Annotated in this window: 17 protein-coding genes and 1 pseudogene; 16 read left to right on the top strand and 2 right to left on the bottom strand. The window is 53.5% G+C overall.

Annotation, left to right across the window (positions count from 1 at the left end):
* Positions 1–46: 46 nt before the first annotated feature.
* The 9 genes from DVH26_RS35455 (at position 47) to DVH26_RS35415 (ending at position 14,866) form a co-directional block, all read left to right on the top strand.
* On the top strand, positions 47–934 hold the full coding sequence (locus DVH26_RS35455; RefSeq protein ID WP_239630287.1) for a sugar phosphate isomerase/epimerase family protein: 888 nt from the start codon (positions 47–49) through the stop codon (positions 932–934).
* Entirely contained in the window at positions 924–2,249 is a 1,326-nt protein-coding gene (locus DVH26_RS35450; protein ID WP_239630286.1) for an ABC transporter substrate-binding protein, read from the top strand. The genes DVH26_RS35455 and DVH26_RS35450 overlap by 11 nt, the downstream gene beginning before the upstream one ends.
* Before the next feature lie 846 nt (positions 2,250–3,095).
* Complete coding sequence (locus DVH26_RS35445) at positions 3,096–3,785, top strand: DUF1961 family protein (protein WP_239630285.1); 690 nt, start codon at positions 3,096–3,098, stop codon at positions 3,783–3,785.
* Positions 3,786–3,810: 25 nt separating this feature from the next.
* Positions 3,811–6,831, top strand: coding sequence for a chondroitinase family polysaccharide lyase (locus DVH26_RS35440; RefSeq protein ID WP_239630284.1), 3,021 nt, complete (start codon positions 3,811–3,813; stop codon positions 6,829–6,831).
* 46 nt (positions 6,832–6,877) lie between these two features.
* Positions 6,878–9,118, top strand: a complete 2,241-nt coding sequence (locus tag DVH26_RS35435; RefSeq protein ID WP_239630283.1) for a helix-turn-helix domain-containing protein — start codon at positions 6,878–6,880, stop codon at positions 9,116–9,118.
* 635 nt (positions 9,119–9,753) lie between these two features.
* The gene (locus tag DVH26_RS35430) at positions 9,754–10,692 is read left to right on the top strand and encodes an ABC transporter permease (protein WP_239635600.1); all 939 of its coding nucleotides are present in this window, start codon (positions 9,754–9,756) and stop codon (positions 10,690–10,692) included.
* Between the two features lie 12 nt (positions 10,693–10,704).
* Complete coding sequence (locus DVH26_RS35425) at positions 10,705–11,589, top strand: carbohydrate ABC transporter permease (RefSeq protein WP_239630282.1); 885 nt, start codon at positions 10,705–10,707, stop codon at positions 11,587–11,589.
* A gap of 57 nt (positions 11,590–11,646) precedes the next feature.
* Positions 11,647–13,269 carry a type 2 periplasmic-binding domain-containing protein gene (locus DVH26_RS35420; RefSeq protein ID WP_239630281.1) on the top strand — a complete coding sequence of 541 codons (1,623 nt, stop codon included), beginning with the start codon at positions 11,647–11,649 and terminating at the stop codon, positions 13,267–13,269.
* A gap of 244 nt (positions 13,270–13,513) precedes the next feature.
* Positions 13,514–14,866, top strand: a complete 1,353-nt coding sequence (locus DVH26_RS35415; protein WP_239630280.1) for a DUF2252 domain-containing protein — start codon at positions 13,514–13,516, stop codon at positions 14,864–14,866.
* A 214-nt stretch (positions 14,867–15,080) separates the two neighbouring features.
* Here DVH26_RS35415 and DVH26_RS35410 read toward each other — a convergent pair whose 3' ends face one another.
* The gene (locus DVH26_RS35410; RefSeq protein ID WP_239630279.1) at positions 15,081–16,028 is read right to left on the bottom strand and encodes a DMT family transporter; all 948 of its coding nucleotides are present in this window, start codon (positions 16,026–16,028) and stop codon (positions 15,081–15,083) included.
* A 186-nt stretch (positions 16,029–16,214) separates the two neighbouring features.
* On the opposite strand from DVH26_RS35410, the gene DVH26_RS35405 reads away from it, so the two are divergent.
* On the top strand, positions 16,215–17,102 hold the full coding sequence (locus DVH26_RS35405; protein WP_239630278.1) for a LysR family transcriptional regulator: 888 nt from the start codon (positions 16,215–16,217) through the stop codon (positions 17,100–17,102).
* A gap of 89 nt (positions 17,103–17,191) precedes the next feature.
* Here DVH26_RS35405 and DVH26_RS35400 read toward each other — a convergent pair whose 3' ends face one another.
* Positions 17,192–18,859, bottom strand: a complete 1,668-nt coding sequence (locus tag DVH26_RS35400; RefSeq protein ID WP_239630277.1) for a PhoX family protein — start codon at positions 18,857–18,859, stop codon at positions 17,192–17,194.
* 254 nt (positions 18,860–19,113) lie between these two features.
* Between DVH26_RS35400 and DVH26_RS35395 the strand changes: the two genes are divergently transcribed.
* The 6 genes and pseudogenes from DVH26_RS35395 to DVH26_RS35375 all read left to right on the top strand — a co-directional run bounded on the left by DVH26_RS35395 (position 19,114) and on the right by DVH26_RS35375 (position 21,540).
* Positions 19,114–19,590 carry a GNAT family N-acetyltransferase gene (locus tag DVH26_RS35395; protein WP_239630276.1) on the top strand — a complete coding sequence of 159 codons (477 nt, stop codon included), beginning with the start codon at positions 19,114–19,116 and terminating at the stop codon, positions 19,588–19,590.
* Positions 19,591–19,615: 25 nt separating this feature from the next.
* A complete protein-coding gene (locus DVH26_RS35390; RefSeq protein ID WP_239630275.1) occupies positions 19,616–19,912 on the top strand; it encodes a DUF6916 family protein in 297 nt (98 codons plus the stop codon).
* 31 nt (positions 19,913–19,943) lie between these two features.
* Positions 19,944–20,459 carry a phage tail protein gene (locus tag DVH26_RS35385; RefSeq protein ID WP_239635599.1) on the top strand — a complete coding sequence of 172 codons (516 nt, stop codon included), beginning with the start codon at positions 19,944–19,946 and terminating at the stop codon, positions 20,457–20,459.
* Between the two features lie 37 nt (positions 20,460–20,496).
* Positions 20,497–20,625: pseudogene (locus DVH26_RS37190) on the top strand (phage tail protein); the annotation flags it as partial.
* A gap of 18 nt (positions 20,626–20,643) precedes the next feature.
* Positions 20,644–20,997, top strand: coding sequence for a phage tail protein (locus DVH26_RS35380; protein ID WP_345774084.1), 354 nt, complete (start codon positions 20,644–20,646; stop codon positions 20,995–20,997).
* Positions 20,998–21,015: 18 nt separating this feature from the next.
* Positions 21,016–21,540 carry a phage tail protein gene (locus tag DVH26_RS35375; RefSeq protein WP_239630273.1) on the top strand — a complete coding sequence of 175 codons (525 nt, stop codon included), beginning with the start codon at positions 21,016–21,018 and terminating at the stop codon, positions 21,538–21,540.
* Positions 21,541–21,565 lie beyond the last annotated feature (25 nt).

Below are 21,565 nucleotides of genomic sequence, written 5' to 3'. Positions count from 1 at the left end.
TTGAATGATTATTGAAATTCATAATGGAATAGGAGTGAGGACATTCGTGTATCGGTACAGCGCTACGCAGTGGATTTTTGGAAAAGAGCCTTTGGAGCGGACATGCGCCCGCTTGCATTCGGCTGGGTATGACGGTATCGAGCTGTCCGGCGAACCGTACGGGATGGATATCCGTGCGACTCAGGAGCTGCTGTCGGCATATGGGTTGAGCTGTACCTCCATCTGTGGCATTTATACGGCGGAGCGGGATTTGAGCTCGGCGGACCCGGGCTTGAGGCAGCGGGCCGTACAATATGTCAAAGATTGCATAGACTTGGCAGAGGAGGTCGGCGCAGCGCATGTCATCGTAGTGCCGTCCCCTGTAGGCAAGCTGGCTCCTGCGGCGGCGAGGGAAGAGGAATGGAGCTGCGCAGTTGACAGCTTGCGGGAGGCGGGCCGCTATGCGGCAGGCCGCGGAGTACGGCTGGCGGTGGAAGCGCTGAACCGGTACGAGACGTACCTGGTGAACCGGCTGGCCGATGCGAAGCGGCTCGTTGAGGAAGTCGACGTTCCTTCCGTAAAGCTGATGGCCGATCTGTTCCATATGAACATAGAAGAGCGAAGCTTTGAAGAAGCTTTGCGCTTCATCGCCAACGAACTGATCCACGTCCATTTGGCCGATAATACCCGTGAGGCGGCGGGCCGTGGACAGACCGATTTTGACGGTATCGTGAGTACCTTGCTGCAGATCGGGTATAAGGGACCACTGACGATGGAGTTTTTGCCAAGAGTATCCGATCCTTATGCTGCATCGCATCGGGAGTCAGCGGACGAGGAGACGTCGGGCGACGAGGACTGCCGGTTTGCCATAGCACATATCCGGGACGCGGTGCAGAGAGCTGGACAGAAGCTCAAAGAAGAAAATACTGAGGGGGGAACAGGCGATGAAGCATAAATCATGGAAGCTTGTGCTGGCATGTACTTGTCTCTCGACCGTGCTTGCCGCTTGCGGCAGCGGTTCGGAAGGAGCTGCCGGGAGCGGGAAGGCGTCCCGGGAAGCGGCAAACCAGCCGGCCAAACAGGAGGAATTGAAGCCGGTGACGATCCGGCTGTTCCCGAACCAACAGGTAACCGATGCCGATTTCAAGAAGCTGATTGCGGACCCGGTCAAGAAAAAGTACCCGCATATCACGGTGGAGATGGTTGCCAAAGACTCGGCCAAATGGCTGCCGGATTACGTCGCGTCGGGAGAAATCATGGACCTGGTGACGATATGGAACGGTACGCTGCCGAGCTATGAGGATTTGGGCTTGTACGAGGACATTACGCCGCTTGCGAAGAAGTTTAACTTGGATCTGAGCCGGTTTGATCAAGGTGCATTGGATACAATCCGCGAGGTAGCTCCTAACAAGGAGTTGTATGCGCTTCCATATGGTGTGCAAATCAATGCATTGTATTACAACAAGGACATCTTTGACAAATTCGGCGTTCCGTATCCGAAGGACGGTATGACTTGGGACGACGCTATGGAGCTGTCCAAGAAGCTGACCCGCGAGGAAAACGGGATTGCTTACAGGGGTCTCGATCCGGAGTCGCTGACCCGAATGTTGTTCCCGATGTCGCTTAACGTTGTTGATAACAAGACGCAGAAATCGAGTGTGAATACCGAACCTTACAAGCGGGTATTCGATTTGACGAACCGTATTTATTCCTTGCCGGGCAACAAGCCGAAAACGCTCACGCAAAATGCGGCCGATGTGTTTATCAAAGAAAAAAACGTAGCGATGCTGGCTACCGTTAATATGTTCGACAAGCTCCGCACCGACCCGGGGTTTCAGTGGGATGTAGCGCAATATCCAAGCTACTCGGAGAGGCCGAATACCTTCGGCATGTTCGACCTGCACACGATCTTCATTACGAAAACAAGCAAGCATAAGGACGACGCTATGAGAGTGTTGGAGGTGCTATTCTCCGATGAGGTACAGATGATCAGTACGAAGGAGACGGGGCGGGTATCGCCGCTCAAGGATCCGAAATTCAATCAGGCCTTCGGCGCAGATATGCCGCATCTGAAGGGGAAAAGCTTGCAGAGCATCTTCAAAAGCAAGCCGGCGCAGAGCCCGCCCTTCTCGATGTTCTACACCAAGGGAATCGCACTGCTGCGCAACAGCTTCGCCGAGGTGGCGGACGGCAAGAAAGACGTGAATACGGCGCTGAGAGAAGCCGACGAGAAAATTAACCAAATGATCGAGACGGATAAAAAGAAGTAGATGGGGAGCCGTCGTTGTAGTCGATGATCTGCCTATGCAGTTTAAAATGAAAAGGCCGTTGCAAACGAAGCCTTCCAGGTGTGGAAGCGTTTCGGTTTGCGGCGGCTTTTTTGCGTGGGCTTTTTGATAGGCGGAGCCATAGGACGATGTTTCGTGATCGAGGTGATGCTTGACGGTGTATGTTTTTGCAGAGGCTGGAGCGCGTTCGTCGGGCGTTGGTATGCAATGCGACTATAGGCGGCTAGGGTAAGAAGTGTGACAAAGACGAAGCGGACCGTAGATCCGCTATTTCACCATGTTGGAGCCAAAACGGTGCGTTTGCGGACAGAGGATCCGTTATTCACTCTATTTGCAGCGAAAAGGAGGTCTCTTTCGGCTAATAAGGGATTCTCTGTCCGTAAGAGCACAGAAACGGTGCGTTTTTGGCAAAATAGCGGAACGTGTGTCCGCTCCGAGTGAAAGGAGGCAATACAGGTGTCGAGTTCGGTGAAATGGGGCTGGCAGGATACTTGTTGCTTGCAGTAGTAGACACAGGATTGAAACCGTGTCTGAATTCAACGCTTCCTGTTTCAACAACAACTCCAGCTTGCAGTTGCATCGCAGTTTGCAATCGACCGCTTGCCTGCCGATTGACATCGAAAAGGCCGAAAAAGCCCGCCGCTGCGCTGTAAGGGCAAATTTCGCATATGCTGCAATCGAAACGGCTTATGTACAAATGCGGCATGGATTGATTAAACTAAACCATTATTTGAACGTTGAAATGCATGGTTTGAAATGCATGGTTAGGCACGAACAGATCGACTGCAGCTCGTTAGAAAAAGCGAGTCGAAAAAAGGGAGATGCATCATGGGGGTACCGGTTCCGGTTCAAAGAGAGAAGATCTACTATAATCCGCTCGCTGCGGACAAAGATGTAAGCGGTTTTCGCATGGAGGGCGAAGCGGCAGTGTCGTTTCCGAACGGACGCATGCGGATGGAAAATAAGCTGGACCCGGCGGAAGGCCAGTCGTCCAATTTCGTATTCTGGTGCCCGGAGACGTTCCCGGCGGATATTGCCGTTACGTGGGATTTTTGGCCGGTGCGGGAGCCGGGGCTGTGCATGCTGTTTTTCTCCGCTGCAGGCCGCAACGGAGAAGACTTGTTCGCGCCTCACCTGGCGCCGCGGTCGGGGCCGTATGAGCATTATCACAGCGGGGAGATCAACGCGCTGCACGTATCGTATTTCCGCCGCAGGTACCCGGAGGAGCGTGCTTTTCACACCTGCAACCTACGCAAAAGCTATGGAGCCCACCTCGTATGCCAAGGGGCCGATCCGATTCCCGACGTGTACGATGCAAAAGGCCCTTACCGCCTAGAGCTGACGAAATTCGGTGCGGACATTACTTTTTCCGTGAACGGCTTGACGGTGTTCCGCTGGACGGACGACGGGCAGACGTACGGGCCGCTGCTGGGCGGGGGCAAGCTCGGCTTCCGGCAGATGGCGCCGCTCATTGGAGAATACGCTAACTTGACGGTATACGACTTGCGACAGGCGTAACGCCACATTAGAGAGGGGCAGGAAGATGACGATATACAGCTTCGAAACGGGAATCCCCGACAATATTACTTGCGACGGCCAGTCTCGGCTGGCCATAAGCAATGTACGATATAAGGATGGGAATAACAGCTTGCAGTGGGACTATTCGGCCGAGGGAGCTTATCTCCAAGTAAGCGGGCCCATCGGATACCGGCCGTTTCAGGAAGGCTCGAAAAGTCAGGCACGGGACTCGTTCGCCGTATGGATTTACAATCCGGAGCCGCAGGACGGCAAGCTGCTGTTTCAGTTCGGCCGGGAAGCCGCAGGAAAGACCGTGGTCGACTGCTGGTTCGAGTTCGGGCTGCAGTTTCAAGGCTGGCGGACGGCATGGGTCGCCTACGAAAGAGATATGCAGGGAGCGCCGCATCCAGAGATGAACCGTTTGATCATCAAAGGGCCTCAACACCCGGGAACGGGCCGCGGTACGCTGTTCATCGACCAGCTGCTGCTGTGCACTCCGATCGATCCGCGGTTCCATACGCGCGATTTCCAAGTGCCCTTCGTGAACTTGCGGGCCGACATAGCGGCAAACTCGCATTGGCTCAGCTTGTACGCTTTCGAGCAGCTGGAGCGTCGGCTCCCGGTAGAGCGGGCTATCGCACCGGAGCAAACCCAAAGCCACGAGCGCATGAACGAGCGGTTTGAGCGGTACTTTTTCCGCGCGCGCACCGTTACGGCTGAAGATATGGACAAAATGGAGGCGGCCTTCGCCTCGTACGGCATCGCCCGAAATGGCAGCACTATCGAAGGACGGCCGGTTGAGCTGCCTTTCTTCGATCATTTTCCTCTACAGGATAAGGATCGGCTGAAGGCGCTGGCGAACAGCGTGCAGCTGATCGACTATACGAAGCTGATGATGAATATCGCCTTAAACTACCGTTCCACGGAGCATGACGAGTGGCGTAAGAAGCTGCAGGCGATGTTTATCGGCTTGATCGACCATCTTGACGATCAGGGATGGACCTACGGGAGCTCGCAAGGGACGGTGCACCATTTCGGCTACAGCTTCCGTACGTTTTACCCCGCTGTCTTCCTGATGCGGGATGTGCTAAGACGCGAAGGGCGGCTGGAGCGGACGCAGCGGACGATGTACTGGTTCAGCGGAGCCGGGCGCATCCATACGCCGCTTGAGGAAGTGGAAGGCAACATCGATATTTTCAACACGACGCTGCACGGGATGCTCGCCAGTCTGCTCATCATGGACGAAACGCCGCACAAAGTACGCGAGCTTCAGGCTTTCCGCCTATGGCTGAGCCAGTCGCTGCTCCCGGCACGCGGTCTGCGCGCCGCCTACAAGATCGACGGATCGGCGTACCACCACGTCAACCATTACCCGGCCTATGCGGTCGGGGGCTTTCAGGGCGTTACGCCGGTCATGTACTTCCTGAGCGGCACGCCTTACCGCGTGACGGAGGAGGCGCACCGGACGGCCCGCAAGGCTCTCCTATCCATGCGGCTGTATTCGAACAAATACGAGTGGCTGGTCAGCTTGTCCGCCCGCCATCCTACGGGCAATTGGGCTCTCGACGTCCAGCCGTTCGAGTTTATGGCGCTGGCTGGAAGCCCTGATGGTGCTAGCGAGGTAGACGAAGAGGTGGCAGCAGCCTACTTGCGCCTGCTGCAGCCGGGAGAAACGAGCGAATCGGCCGAACGGTTCGCTGCGATGGGCATTCGGCCGGAGCAGGACCCGAACGGACACTGGACGATGAATTATGCGGCGCTCGCCATGCACCGCAGAGCTTCGTGGCTGGTGGGAGTACGTGGACACAGCCGCTACTTGTGGGCGAACGAGACCTACGTAAGCGCCAATTTGTACGGAAGATACATCTCGCACGGCCATCTGCAAATTATGGCCAAGGGCGACCCGATCAACAACGCCGACAGCGGATATTCGCACGACGGCTGGGACTGGAACCGCTGGCCCGGCACTACGACGGTCCATAAGCCGATTGCGGAGCTGCGCTCCAACGTCCGCAACGTAGATACGTTCAGCGGCTTCGAGGAAATGCTGCTGTCCGATGAAACGTACGCAGGCGGGCTCCATCTCGAGGGGAGCAACGGCATGTTCGCGATGAAGCTGCATGAGCATCCGAAGTACGAGGGATCGCATAGAGCGAGAAAATCGTTCTTTTTCTTCGAGGACCGAATCATTTGTCTCGGTACGGACATTGAGAACGATAATGACCGGTATGCTACCGAAACGACGCTGTTCCAAAACCATGTAGCCAGCTCGAGCGAGCGCGTATGGCTGAACGGAACCGGCTTTGACGGCGGCTCTCGAAAAATGGAATTAGACAATGATGCATGGATATTGGATAATAAGGACAACGGATTTTACGTTCCGGCCGGACAATCGATATCATTAACCAAGCTGCTGCAATCTTCGAAGCATCAGGCGACCGATGCGGATACCGAAGGATTCTTCGCTTCCGCGTGGCTGGAGCATGGGACGGCGCCGAAGAATGCCGGTTACGAATATGCGATGGTGGTGCAGACCGATCGCGATGCCATTCAAAGCTTCTGCGAAGCGATGCAATCCGCGGAGACGGCGCCTTATACGGTGCTGCGCAAGGACCGTACCGCGCATATCGTCCGTGACCGCGCCAGCCGAACAACCTCCTACGCGCTGTTCGAAGCGAATGAAAGCGTCAACAGCGGCCATGTCGCTGCCGTCGATACCCCTTCCATGATCATGGTCCGGGAAGAAGGGGACGACCTTATAATCAGCGCCGTCGATCCCGATCTGCGTCTATACTCGGGAATCGAGGCCGACCAATATGACGAGCAGGGCCAATTGCGCGAAGTCAGCCTATATTCCCGTAAGTGGGTTCATGCCGAGAGCGAGCCGCACACGCTGCGGATTACGCTGAACGGGAGCTGGACCGTTACGGAGACCGCTGCCGAGGGCATCCGCGCGGTTATCGGCGGGGATGGGCGCACCGTCATCGAGCTGACGTGCAAGGATGCGATGCCGCTGCAGTGGAAGCTCACGAAACGAAACGATTAACCGGGAACACGTCGACAATGAACATTTGAGGGGGAGGAGTACTGGGATGAAATCTGCGATTAATCGGCTGCCGGTCTTTTATCGATATCTTTTGTCCTTTATTGTGCTTCTCCTGCTTCCGCTTCTCTTTCTTGGAACGACAGGATATTTGCGGCTCGCCGATATTGTTGGCAACGAGGTCGAGCGCAACAACCAGGCGATGCTGGACAAGATGCAGGACGAGGTAGACCAGAAGCTGATCCAGATGAACAAAATCGCGGGGCAGATTACGCAGACGCCCGAGTTGTCGCCTTATGTGCTGACGCACGATCCGCTTAGCATGTACGAGGGAAGAAAAGTGCTGGAAGGCAAGGTCGTGGACGACAGCATCCGCGAGGTGCTGCTGCATATCCGCGGCTCGGACTATTTGTATTCCTCGCTTAGCGTATACAAAGTAAAGGACTTTGTAACCGATTTCTATCATTATGCCGACTGGTCGGAGAAGCAGTTCCCCGAGGATTTGAACAGCTTAACCGCACCGGTGCTGCGGCCGGCGGAGGACGTCAAGATTGATGGTCTTCCCGTTCAGCGGCTCGTTACGTACGTGGTGCCGATTCCGATTAACAGCCAGCGTCCGTATGGGACGGTGCTGTTCATTATGAAAGAGGATATGATGCTGAGGGGGCTGAGTCCCCAGAAGACGCTTCCCCAAGGGAATGCGGTCGTATTCGATCAGCAGGGACGGGTGCTGTCGGCATACAAGCAGGAGCCTTACTTGAGCGACCCTAATTTTTACCGGCAGCTTACGGGAAACACAGGCGATATAAAGCTGGATATTCAGGATAAGACGTATGCCGTCACCTACCAGAAATCGCCCAAAAGCGGCTTGACTTACGTCATGCTGCTGCCGCAAACATCGGTTGTTGCGCCCGTAAACCGCGTTATTTTCGAATGGATCAACAGCTTGCTGGTCATTTTTATCGTGGGCTGCTTATTCGTTTATTTCATCATGCTCTTCAACTACAAGCCGGTTCAACGGCTGGCGGCATTGGTGGAAGCGGTCCGCGGCCAGTCGATCCGCAGGGCGAACGAGTTCGATGCCATCGGCAGCGTCATTCACGATATGGTCGATTCCAACCGGATGCTCGGCCGGAAGCTCGAGGAGAACCGTTCGGCGATCAAGGAGCATCTGCTGGTCGGCCTGCTGAAAGGCGAAATGAAAACGCTGCAGGAGGTCAACGAGCGGGGGGAAGAGGTCGGGATCGTGTTCCCGTTCGCTCAGACTGCCGTGCTGCTGTTGGAGTTTCCGGCATCGCTCATTCCCTACAAGGACAACATCATCGGCGAAGTGGAGCGGCAGTTTGACAGTGATTGCATCGGCTATTGCAAGGAAAGTCTGGAGCCGCAGCGGGCGATGTTCATCATGTCGGTGTACAGCTCCACGGACGATTGGAAGCAGTGGCTGGAAAAGCTTCGCGAGCATTTGAGCGCCGTCTTCGAGGCGCCGATCACAATGGGAGCCGGCAATTTGTATGCGGAGCTTGCCCAGGTAGGGCGCTCTTATTTGGAAGCGTCTACGGCTATCGATTACAAGCTGATCCGGGGCAACCAGCGGACGATTTTCTTCGATGAGCTGATGGCTCACGATCATGAGGATGTGTTCAATCCGAGACGGGTGCTCGAGGAGATCGATATGGTGCTGCAGCACGGCAACCCGGACCGGATCGCCGATGCCGTCAATCAAATCGCCGTACGCATGAAGCAAAGCGGGTTGACGCTGTTCATCGCGAGAGAGCTGTGCTACGACATCATTCGCAAGTTTATCGCCTATATCGAGAAAAAACAGCCGGGCAGCTCGAATGGCAGCTTTCCGGACGTCATGACGCTGACCGATTTCACGACGCTCGACGAAATCGCCGACCTGTTCACCACCGCCTGCGCAACGCTGTGCGATTCGCTGAAGGAGCGCAAGCCGGCCTCGTCTACGGCGCTGATCGAGCAGATCACGCAATATATACTGCACCATTACAGCGAGTCCGACTTCTCCGTGCAAAAGATTGCGGATCATTTCTCGCTCTCGCTGTCTTACTTAAGCCGGTATTTCAAGGAACAGACCGGACGTACCGTCATGGACTACCTGAACGAGATCCGGATCGATCAGGCCAAACTGCTGCTGCGGACCAACGATAACTCGGTGAAGGATATCGTTCAACAGGTAGGCTATTACGATGTATCCAGCTTTATCCGCAAGTTCAAGCAGTCCGTCGGCGTGACGCCGGGAGAATACCGTAAGCAACAGCGCGCATAGCCTGGAGCTGCTTTGCAGCCTTTATCCTTTGAGCCAGTCTACCTGCCTTGTATACGGGAGTCTCTGCCATCTCTTTCTTCAAGTAAAGCAGTCCGCAGTCCATGTTCGTTATCTACGCCCTGCATGTCCCGGAGTCCGCTTCCCAAAGCGGCTTCCGCGGCGCAGGGCTTTTTGCCTACGCGCAAGCTTACGTACGGCATAGCTCGAATCCGCACGAAGTACGGCCTGTGCGACACCTATTTATTCCGCCGTTTGTGCGGATCTCCGTAATTCATTTGCTCTTGTTTTGGCGAGCGCACTGTATTTCCTTACTCAACGATCTCATCAATCGATCTGCCCCTGCCGCAGGCAAAACCGGCATATCTCCGGTCAATTTTCACCGATTCTCCTGTAAAAACACCGCATATCAATTTTCGCATAGTTCATGGCGAATCTCGCTTATATACATCGGCGAACTGTCCGTTGTTTAATTAAGTCACACGAGGGTTAAGCGGTTTCACCGGTTTCGCCGAAAGGGCAAGTCCAAATCGGGTTTTACCATGTCACCCCACCAAAATAGCAAGATCCAACATCCACGCGGAGGTGAACGTCATTCCATGGCACAATCAACCAACACGGCCGGCACCGGACTCATGATGGAAAGAAAGGGACAGAATTCGAAATCGGCATGGGCGAAAAAAATGCAAAGCATTATTCGCAATTACGATTTGTATTTGCTTCTGCTCCCGACGCTGGCTTACTTTATTATTTTTCATTATGTTCCGATGTACGGTCTGCAAATCGCATTCCAAAACTTCAATCCGATCAAAGGCTACAGCGGAAGCCCATGGGTAGGATTCGACAACTTCGAACGGTTCTTCGAATCGTATCAATTCGGCACAATCATTAAGAACACGATCGGAATCAGCGTTTACGAGCTGCTGGTAGCGTTCCCGGCTCCGATTATTTTGGCGCTGATGATCAATCAGCTGACCAGCGAACGATTTAAAAAGTTCGTGCAAACGGTTACGTATGCGCCGCATTTTATTTCTACGGTCGTCGTGGTCGGGATCGTCTCCCTGCTGCTGTCGCCGAAGACAGGCGCCGTCAATACGTTCCTCGGACTGTTCGGCATCAACCCGATCTTCTTTATGGGAGAAGCTTCCTGGTTTAAGACGGTCTTCGTTTTGTCGGGCGTATGGCAGAGCGTCGGTTGGGGGACGATCATCTACCTGGCTGCGTTGACGGCGGTCAATCCGGATCTGCATGAAGCGGCTGTTGTGGACGGCGCATCGAAGCTCCAGCGCGTGCTGAATATCGATATTCCTTCGATTATGCCTACCGTCATTATTATGCTGATCATGAACGTGGGCCATATGATGAGCGTCGGGTTCGAAAAAGTGTACCTGATGCAAAATCAGCTTAACGTCGACGCATCGGAAACGATTCAAACGTACGTCTACAAAGCCGGTCTCGTTCAGGCGCAATACAGCTATGCTGCAGCGATCGGATTGTTCAACACGGTGATTAACTTCATCCTGCTGATCTCGGTCAACAAAATTGCCAAATCGCTTAAGCAGACCAGCTTATGGTAAAGGAGTGACACGATGAAACTGCCAAGAACCAAGGGCGATGTCGCCTTCGATATAACTAACTATACGCTCTTATCCATTTTGCTGCTGCTGGTCATTTATCCGCTGTATTTCGTAGTGACGGCTTCCATCACCGACCCGGATCTCGTCTATTCCGGCAAGCTGCTGTTCTTCCCCGAACAGATTACGCTCGACGGCTATAAAAGATTGCTGTCCGAAGCCTCGATCTGGCTCGGTTTCCGCAACTCGCTGCTGTATACGGTAGTCGGAACGGCTATCAACGTCGTGCTGACAGTATCGGCCGGCTATGCGCTGTCGCGGACCGATTTGGTCGGAAGAAACGTATTTATGTTTCTGCTTGTCTTCACGATGTTTTTCGGCGGCGGTCTGATCCCGACCTACCTGCTGGTCAAAGATTTGGGGCTGCTCAATTCGATTTGGGCGATGGTCATTCCGAATGCCGTTTCCGTCTTTAACGTGATCATTACGCGTACGTTTTTCCAGTCCAATATTCCGGGCGAAGTACTAGAGTCCGCGATGCTGGACGGCTGTACGAACATGAAGTTTTTCTTCAAAATCGCGATTCCGCTCGCTATGCCGATCGTGGCCGTTATGGTGCTCTTTTATGCGGTAGGTCATTGGAACTCGTACTTCCAAGCACTCATTTATTTGAAAAGCAACGATATGCAGCCGCTGCAGGTTATACTGCGCAACATTCTCATCATGAATGAAGGCTCGGACCTTCAGGATATGGTCGACGGCTCACAACAGCAGCAGAAGCGGATGGAGCTGATGAAATACGGTATTATTATCGTATCCAGCTTGCCGGTGCTCGTATTGTATCCGTTCCTGCAGCGTTATTTCGTCAAGGGCGCGCTTGTAGGCTCGTTGAAAGGGTAAAATGCGGTTTTTCCGCCAACCATATAACAGGGAGAAATAGAGAGGGGACAAGTTCTTATGAAAAACAGAAAATGGCCAGTCGCCGCAACGGCATTAACGCTATCGGTAGCTCTCGGATTAACGGGCTGCGGAGGGGACAAAAGTGCGCCAGCCGGCGATGACCAAAAGACGGGGCAGCTGCCGAGCAACATCAACGCGACCGATTTTCCTATCGCCAAGGAGAAGCTGACGCTGAACTTCGCGGGCTTCAAGCCGCCTTCAGGCAAAGACTTGAACGACTACAAGCTGTTCCAGGATATCGAAGCGAAAACGAACATCCACATCAACTGGAACCTGACTCCGGGAAGCAGCTGGCAGGATAAGAAAAACCTGCTGTTCGCCGGCGGCGAGCTGCCTGACGCTTTTTACGGTCACGGTATTTTGAGCGAGGATACGGATATCGTCAAATACGGCTCGCAGGGCATTTTGATCCCGCTTGAAGGGCTTATCGATAAATATGCTCCGAACATCAAGAAGCTGCTCGACGAGAATCCGACGTACCGGAAACAGCTGACGGCTCCGGACGGCCACATTTACTCGCTGCCGACTATTAACGAGGCCTATGCACGGACCAAATCGACGATGTTCATCAACAAAAAGTGGCTCGATCAATTGAACCTGCCTATGCCGACGACAACCGACGAGCTGTATACGACGTTGAAAGCGTTCCGGGATAACGATCTGGGCGGCAACAGCAAAAAGGATCAAATTCCGCTGTCCTTCGTGCAAAATAACGGAAGCAATACCGATATCAACGCGCTGTTCGGAGCCTTCGGCGTGATCGACCGCGACATTCACAAGGTCGGACATAACCATTTGTCCGTGGAAAACAACAAAGTCATTTATACGGCTGTTCAGCCGCAATTTAAAGATGCGATTCAATACGTGAACAAGCTGTTCGCCGAAGGCTTGGCCGACAAGGAGAGCTTCACGCAGGACGCGAAGGTGTTCAATGCGAAGACGAGCAAAGGCATCGTAGGCGTGGCGTTCGACTGGAACCCGACCAACCAGGATTATGTGTCGCTGCCTCCATTGAAAGGGCCAAACGGCCAAAAGCCGGTGTGGGCTGACTATCCGGCGGGCATTTTGCTGAGAGGCTCGTTCTCCATTACCAATGTGAACAAGAACCCTGAAGCTACGATGCGTTGGATCGACTACTCCTTCGATCCGAAAATTTCCCTTCAATTCAGCAGCGGCGTCATCGGAGGCGACAGCCTGAAGGAGCGTCCGGACGGCAAATTCGAAGAAATTCCGCTGCCGGCGAACGCGACGGAGGAGGAATTCAAGAAAGTGCCTCCTACGGCTTACTCGGTATGGGGCTTAGGCAAAGCGGTGCAGGACATGAAGGTCGTTACGTCTACGGGCAAGAGAACGAAGGTGGACGTTGATAACGTGTACGCTCCGTTCCTGGTGAACAACGGCTTCCCTAAAGCGTATTTCACAGCCGAGGAAAATGACCAGATTTCCCGTTACTTGACCGATATCGACGGATATGTGAGCAAAATGTCCGCGAAATGGATGATGTCCGGCGGCATCGATAAGGAATGGGACGATTACGTGAAGAAGCTGAACGAAATGGGCCTCGATAAAATGATGAAAATTTACCAAGGCGTGTACGACCGTTACAACGCTTCGAAATAAGAATAGGATACAAAGCTGCTTCTCCGGTTTTCGGGGAAGCAGTTTTTTTGTCGTATGGTACAATCGCCCCTTTTTGGCAATACTATGGCAATATTTTAGAGACGCGGATTCGGATAATTATAGCTTGAAAAAATGGGTACGGCACGGCTGCCGGAATGGATTGGAAGCCGCGTTGACACGTCGTTGGCGTGTAGGCTAACATGGGAAAATATACAATTTGGGATAAATAGAGGAGGTACTGCCCATGAAGACGGAGCTGCTTACGGAACGCGTCCGGATTACGCAGAAACGGCTGCGCAAAGAGCTGCTGGCAAGCGTCCTCGACGAGTTCGACGGACAGCTGATGGGGCTGCCGGAAGACAAGCGATTGCAAAAGTACGCGAAGATGGCGGGAAGCCCGTTTTCGTTTTTCCGCGGGAGCGCGTATTTGTTTTATTTTGACGTGAGCCGGGAATGGTTTCCTTACCACAGCTCGCCGGAGCGGCCGACGTGGATTCAAGGAGATTTGCACTTCGAGAATTTCAGGGCGTTCCGCAGCGAAGAAGGCCGGATCGTATACGATGTGAACGATTTTGACGAAGGCTATCTAGGCTCCTATTTGTACGACTTGCTTAGGATGTCGGTCAGCGTAGCGATGGTGTGCCGGACCAAGCAGATCGAAGAGGACGGACAGAAGAATGCGATCACTACGTATTTGGAGGCGTACGTGAATCAGATTCGACGGTTTGCGAAGCGCAAGGATGATCCGCGGACGCTCGTCTTCGACAAGGATAGGACTACAGGGCCGATCCGCAAGCTGTTAAAAAAGACGGAGAAGCGGCTGGCATCGCAGTTTCTAGAAGGGGTTACAACGTTGACGCGCTCGGCAAGACGGTTTACGAAATCGGAGGAGATCGTACCGCCTACGAAGGAGGAACGCAGCAAGCTGGAGGAGAGCTGGCCGCAATACTTGGCTTCGCTCGCGGAGAGCACGAAGCGTCCTGACGGGTATTACTCGATCAAGGACGTGGCGGTGAAGCACGGCTCGGGTACCGCGTCCATCGGATTGGACCGTTTTTACGTGCTCATTGAGGGCGAAGGCGGCGAGCACGCGCTGGACGATATTATCATCGAGGTGAAGGAAGTACGGGTCCCGGTACCGGCATACTTTATGCCTTACAACGAATCGTTCTGGACGTATTTTGGCCATCAGGGCAAGCGGGTTATCACCACTCAGCAGTCGATGCATCACGAGGCGGACCCGTATTTAGGCTATTTGACGATGGATGACCGCGATTTTTACGTACGGGAGCGGTCTCCTTACAAGAAGCGGCTGAAAGCGGACAAGCTGACGGGGACGGAAGATCTGCTGCCGGTGCTGGAATGTATGGGACGGATCACGGCGAAGCTTCATGGGAGAGCGGATGCGGATATGGAGCACGGGCTGATGTCCTACCACAGCGAGGATGAGATTCTTCTCGCAATCGGCTCGGATACGGACGCGTTTTGCGATTATATCGCCCATTGGGCTATCTCTTACGCGCATCAGGTGGAGGAGGATTACGCTTTGTTCACGGAATGGCTTGGCGGGAGGAAGGCTCAGGCTCAGACTAGGTAAAAGCAAAAACTTCGGTCTGAAGTTTATTTGCATAGACAACAGAAAAGTCAGTGGCATCCACATGATCGCGGGGTAGCTGGTAGAGACAGTGTTTGCAACAAAAAAAGCCGCAAGAAACGGATCGGGTTCAAATTGCGGCTTTTTGCATATATTAATGCGCTGAATGTACAGTAGTGCTATGGCGGGTTGCCGTTGGTTGAGGCAGTCTGCCGCATTAATGGGCGGCTCCGGCAGCCGCAAGTCCGCTTCGTTTGCGCTGATACACATTGTTGGCGATCAGAGCGGCCATAATCAACAGCGTGCCTCCGATATCGTAAACGGTCATCTTATGACCTTGAAGCGCGGTTATGACAAAGGTTGTGACAGGCACGAAATTAATGAACAGGATGCCGTTGATCGGCGTCAGCAGCTTGATTCCCGCATTCCAGCTGATCAGGGCGAGAAGGCCCGCTACAATAATCATGAAGCTGAGCTCGTAGCCCGCGTTAAATACGGTCTGCAGCGTAGGTGCTTGCAGTACGTTAAACGCCGTAAGGATCAGCACGATAACGGCCGAAGTGGCTGTTCCCAGCACGCATGTAAGCGTGGAGTAGCGCAGAACCGACCAGTCCTTGAACTGGCTGCCGCCGATCGTATAGATGACCCAGCCCAATACGCCGAGAAAAATAAGCAGTACGGGGAACATGCCTCCGCCGGATACCATGAAGGCGCTCAGATCGCCTTTGGTAATCACCATCACGCAGCCAATAAGCGCAACGGCAATGCAGAGAATGGTCGGCGCTTCGGGTTTGCGCTGTTTATAAATCCAGAGCACCAGCACGGAGATGATCGGCATTAACGCTTCGCTGACCGAAGCAAGAATAACGCCCGACGTTCCAAGCTGATTTTGCCCCCAAAACACAAGAAGATTGTATACGGTAAAAGCCATCGTGCCGAAAAACCAGAGCGATTTGGCTTGACCGCCGAAGCTAAGCGCTTGTCTGCCCTCTTTCATCCAGAGCAAAACAAGCAAAATGACAGAAACCGAAGAATAGCGAATTACGGAAAAATAAAAAGGATCCAAATACGTAAAGGCGCTCTCCGCTACAGGAAACATGGCTCCCCACGCTACGCTGGCTAACAAGCACATCAAAACGCCTTTCAAAACACGGTCTTTTTGCACGGTGCCATCCTACCTTCTTCCAGTTGTCGTACGTTCAATTCACACGGGTTCTATCATATTCCGAAATTTATATCATGTAAAATGATTGAAAATGATCATAAACATCAGTAGAATTGATATTATGAAGATGAATTGAGCATAAGGTTTCTATAAATGGATGTGTGCGACTGGGAGGGCAGGCTGCAAGTGGATATTAACGACTTGAAAATATTTCAAACCGTCGCGCAGGAAGGCAGCGTCAGCAAAGCGGCGAGGGAGCTGAGCTACGTGCAGTCCAACGTGACGGGCCGTATTCAGCAGCTGGAGCAGGAGCTCGGGACGACGCTGTTTCACAGGCACCGCAAAGGCGTTGCCTTGAGCGCGGACGGACGCAAGCTGCTGGAATATACGCAAAAAATATTTATGCTGATGGACGAAATGAAGCATGCGTTTCAGGATGAAGAGGATCCTTCCGGCCCCCTGCTTATCGGTACGGTCGAAACGGTGTCGAGCCTGCCGATTCTGCTCGCGGACTATTGCAAGCAATATCCTCGCGTCGATTTGTCGCTCGTTACCGGGGTTACGGAGAAGCTGATGAGCGAGGTGCTGCAGTATCAGCTGGACGGGGCGTTCGTGACCGGCCCGATCCATCATCCCGAGCTGGTGCAGGACCAGCTGGTCGAGGATGAGCTTGTGCTGATCGCGAAGGCGGACGAATCGTTCGCGACGCTGGAGCAGTGCGCGACGAAGCCGCTGCTCGTATTTCGGTCGGGATGCGGCTACCGGGCCCGATTGATCCAATGGCTCGGGCAGCAGGGAGTCGTGCCGGTGAAAATTATGGAGTTCGGGACACTGGAGACGATCCTGGCGATGGTAAGCTCCGGACTCGGCATCTCCCTTGTCCCGAAATCGACGGTATCGCTGCTGGAAGCCGGGGGAGGCGTTCGCTGCTTTACGCTTCCCGACGAATACAGCCGTATTAAGACGGTGTTTATCCGCCGTCACGATTCGCTGAGCAGCGGGACGATGCACCGGTTTCTGGAAAGCGTGCAGTCGTTTGAGTCTAGAAACGGAAGTGTGCAGCTGCAGGTGTAGTCGGATTTGCTGCCAATGGTACGAAAAAAGGGCTGTTCTCTTAAGCGTGTAAGCTTCAAGAGAACAGCCCTTGTCTGTATTTAAAAAGATTAATAATTAAACCCGCTAATCGCGACGACAGCCGGGAGTGGCTTGCCGTTCGACCGATGCGGCCAATGGCTTGTCGGTTGTGCGGAGTCGGCGGTACCGTCTCCGGGGTTCTGTACCGACAAGAACAGCGTCCGCTCATCGGGAACGAAGCTCGCGCCTGTCAGCCGTGCTTCCATCGGTGCGGAGGCGAACTGCATGGCCGGACCGCTCTTGCTTCCCGACGTCTGAAGCAAATATAGTCCGTTGTTTTTGAACGAGGCAACGGACCCTTGGTTCAGCTTGTCGGCTTGGATGTCCGACGAGAGCCACAGATTGCCGTTGCTGTCGAAGTTGATCGCGCCGGGAGCGCTATAGCCGCTCTGCCGGCCGCCGTAGGAGACCGTGTCGAATTCGAACGCGGCTGCAGCGGCATCGCCCTTCGCTTCCTCCAGCCGGGTCAAGTGCCCGTGGATGTTGCCGTGCCGCGAATGGCTTGTATGAGCTATGTATAACGAATGGTCGGCCGGATGCAGCGCGAGGCCGGCAGGGCGATCCGTCGGCGTCGCGCCGAGAAGGATGGCCGCTTCATGCGCATGCGTCAGGACATCGGCCTGCTCCTTGAACATGCCTGTGAGCACCTCTTTTATTTTTTTCAGAGGGCTTGGGATTTGAAAGTCGCTATCCTTCAGCTTTTTCTGCACGGCGTCGATCGTTAGCTCGACCCATTCGCCGGTTTCCAGATTGGCGGCATAGAGAGCGCCGTCCGTCAGCAAGTCGGCATTTCGTTTGCCCGCCGAGGCTGCATACGTCCCTTTGCTGACAAACTTGTAAATGCACCCATGCTGCGACGTTCCGCCCATATAGACAACGACGCGGCCGTCCTTGCTCAGCGTCATCGCGGCGCTGCCATGCTTGAACCGGCCTAGCGCGGTATGCTTGCGCAGCCCGGATTTGGCGTCGAACGGGTCAACTTCGACCGCCCAGCCGTATTGCTCCGAAGGAAGGCCGGCATCGCGACTTGCTTCCGTATGGTCGCCCTCAAACGATAAAACCGTATTCCACAGCGTTCGCGTACCCGATCCTCCAGCTAATAGCCCTTGTACTCTGGACGCGCCATGAACGGCTTTGGAGCCTTTGGCCGGTCCGGTCAGCTCGATAGGATCGTATCCCGTCATCCGTCGGGCATAGATGGAATCCGTATTCATCTTCCAGACTCCCTCTTGATCCCGGTATACTTCGATGACCGAGGCGCCTTGGTTCACTAGAGCCGCTTTGATTTGCTCCGCGCTTGGCTGGCCCTGCGGCTTTTTACCGTGCATCAGCACGGAATGAATGGAGGCATGGCCGACAAAGAGCAGGCCGTTGACGCTGGAGCCTTCTATCGGGAAAAAGCAGGTATACCCGTTGTTGTACCCGAACGTGTCGCCTTTGCTGTTGATTTTATCTCCGTAGGCCGCCAGCACATAGGCTTTGAACCCTTTGGGGAGTACTAGCTCATCGCTGTCGGAAGGCTCGATAGGCTGGAAGGCGTCCGAAATTTTGTTGGTTTGAAACGAAAACAGAGGATCTGCTGCAAGAGCTTTCCCCGGCAAGACTCCGAGACCTGTGGACGTTGCGACAATGGCGGCTGCGCCGGTACCCAAATAGGCGAGGAAGGTACGGCGGGAAATCGGTTTTTTTACACTCATGAAGGGGCTCCTTCTATTCAAGTTTTACTGATAACTCTATTATAAGGCTAACTATTGCGGCGTGAAGGTAGTTTCTAGCGAACGGTATCAATTTTCACAAATTTTTTTTGAAAGAATCATAGTTTTAAAATAGCACAAAATGATATGATGAGAAATAGACAGCCTGCGTCAAAGATGCTGACGGTACCTGGGAGAAAGCCGTTCTTCGCTCTTTGATTTGCCGGGCATATACGGGTACGGAAGAGAGGGTTGTCATGCTTGAAGTCGTGGACGCCATGCCGGAGGACGAGCCTTTTTTGCTGGCGGTGTATGCCGGTGCGAGACAGGAGGAGGTGAGCGGTTGGGGCTGGGATGCCCTGCAGCTGGAAGCTTTTCTACATATGCAGTATCGGTTTCAACAACAATCGTACCGGTCGCGGTATCCGGAAGCCGTGGTGCAGCTGATTGTACAAGACGGGAGGCGGATCGGCAAGCTGCTGGTGGCGCGTGAGCATGATGCTATCGTGCTGGTGGATATTGCGCTGCTGCCTGAACACAGGAATAGGGGCTACGGATCGGCATTCATGCAGTCGCTTCAGAGAGAAGCCGAACAATGCGGCAAGCCGATTATTCTGCATGTCCAGACGGCGAATCGGGCCAAGGAGCTGTATGAACGTTTAGGATTTCAGCAGGTGAGCTTGGATTCCATGTATTGCGAAATGAAATGGGTTCCGGCCTCGACACATTTCTAGTGAAGAAAGGAGGTTATGATGTACTTTGGCAAAAGACAGCTTGGCGGACTTTCAACGGGCGCTGCATAGTTTATTTCAAGTGGAGACCGAAGCAGGAGCCGTCACCATTCAGCTGGTGAAGGTGGAGAATACAACGTCTTCACCGCAAATAGAGCAATTTTCTCTATTGTTTACCGGACCGGCAACCCTGTTCCTGCCGCAGCAGCTATACCGGATGCAGCATGAGGAGTTGGGGGAGCTTGTGCTGTTCATGGTTCCTATTGGCCGGGAAAAGGACGGCTATTTGTATGAGATCGTTTTTAACAGGCTCATTGAAGGATGATAAAACTGGATAGGGAAGAAGGAGATACATGATGGCTGATCCGTTTATAGGTGAAATTCGGATGTTTGGGGGCAATTTCGCACCGTTAGGCTGGTTGAAGTGTGACGGGCAGCTCCTTTCGATCGCCCAGTATAGTACGTTATACACATTAATTGGAACTACGTATGGCGGAGACGGAGTAAATACGTTTGCACTGCCTGATTTGCGGGGACGTCTTCCTATTCATCAGGGTACCGGCGCTGGCGGTACTTACGCCCTTGGACAAGCGGCAGGAACGGAAACCGTGACGCTCACGACACAGCAGATCCCTGCTCACAGTCATACCGTGAGAGCATTTTCCCAGCAGGGAGATACCAACTCGCCTAACAACGCCGTATGGGCGAATTCGACTCTTGACCAGTTTGGAGCGGATACGACGATTCCTGGAACAATGCATCCTGCTGCTGTCGGAATTACCGGGGGAAGTCAGCCTCATGAGAATATGATGCCGTATTTATGTGTCCATTTTATTATAGCTACGGAAGGGATATTTCCGAGTCAAGGTTAGCATGAAATTGCATCTCGAACTCTAAGGGGGACATTTTATGGGAGAGCCGTTTTTAGGTCAAATCACCGTTTTTTCGTTTCCATTTGCACCTAAAGGATGGGCGCAATGTAATGGTCAGATACTGTCCATTGCTCAGAACCAAGCTTTGTTTGCTTTATTAGGTACGAATTATGGAGGGGACGGCGTGACAACGTTTGCGCTTCCGGATTTGCGGGGAAGGGTGCCGCTTCATGTAGGCGAACAATTCACCCATGGTGAAATGGGCGGTGAGGTTGCTCATACGCTGATTCTATCGGAAATGCCGTCGCACACGCATCCCGTATATGGAAGCGACGATAACGCGGCCTCCAAGACGCCGGCGAACAACCTCTGGGCGAAGACGGCCGTAAGCTCTTACAATAACAGCACAGGCGATGTCCTGTTGAGTCAGCAGGCGGTTCGAAATGCTGGAGGAAGCCAGCCGCACAATAATATGCAGCCTTACTTGACTTTGAATATTTGTATTGCACTTCAAGGTATTTTTCCTTCAAGAAACTAGTTAAAGGAGGGGATGAACATGTCGGATCCGTTTCTTGCCGAAATCCGAATGTTTGCTGGCAACTTTGCACCAAAAGGATGGGCACTATGCAATGGCCAGCTGATGCCAATATCCCAAAATACGGCTTTGTTTTCGCTGCTTGGAGTCAATTATGGAGGCGATGGAAAAACAACGTTCGGACTGCCGAATCTTATGGGCAAAGTACCCATGCATCCCGGACAAGGACCGGGTCTTACTCCAAGAGCTTTAGGGGAATCTGGGGGCGATAAGGACGTCACGCTGTTGAATAGCGAGATGCCGTCCCATAATCATCAGGTCAACTACGGTATTCCTTCCGATTCCAATGGGGTCCAAGGGTCGATATGGGCTAATACGCCGGGACGATTAACAGGGCAAGCTTACGGCGCGATGTCGAAACAGGTGGCTATGAGGGCAGACGCGATATTGATTTCTGGTGGGAGTCAGCCGCACAATAATATGCAGCCGTATTTGAAGGTAACGTACATTATTGCTTTGCAGGGGATTTTCCCTCCGAGACCTTAAACCGGGTTTGCGGATTTGACTAATT

It is taken from the genome of Paenibacillus sp. H1-7, assembly GCF_022354825.1.
Taxonomy (GTDB): domain Bacteria; phylum Bacillota; class Bacilli; order Paenibacillales; family NBRC-103111; genus Paenibacillus_S.
The sequence above is the reverse complement of the archived record's forward strand: the minus strand, read 5'-3'. Positions and strand labels throughout refer to the sequence as shown.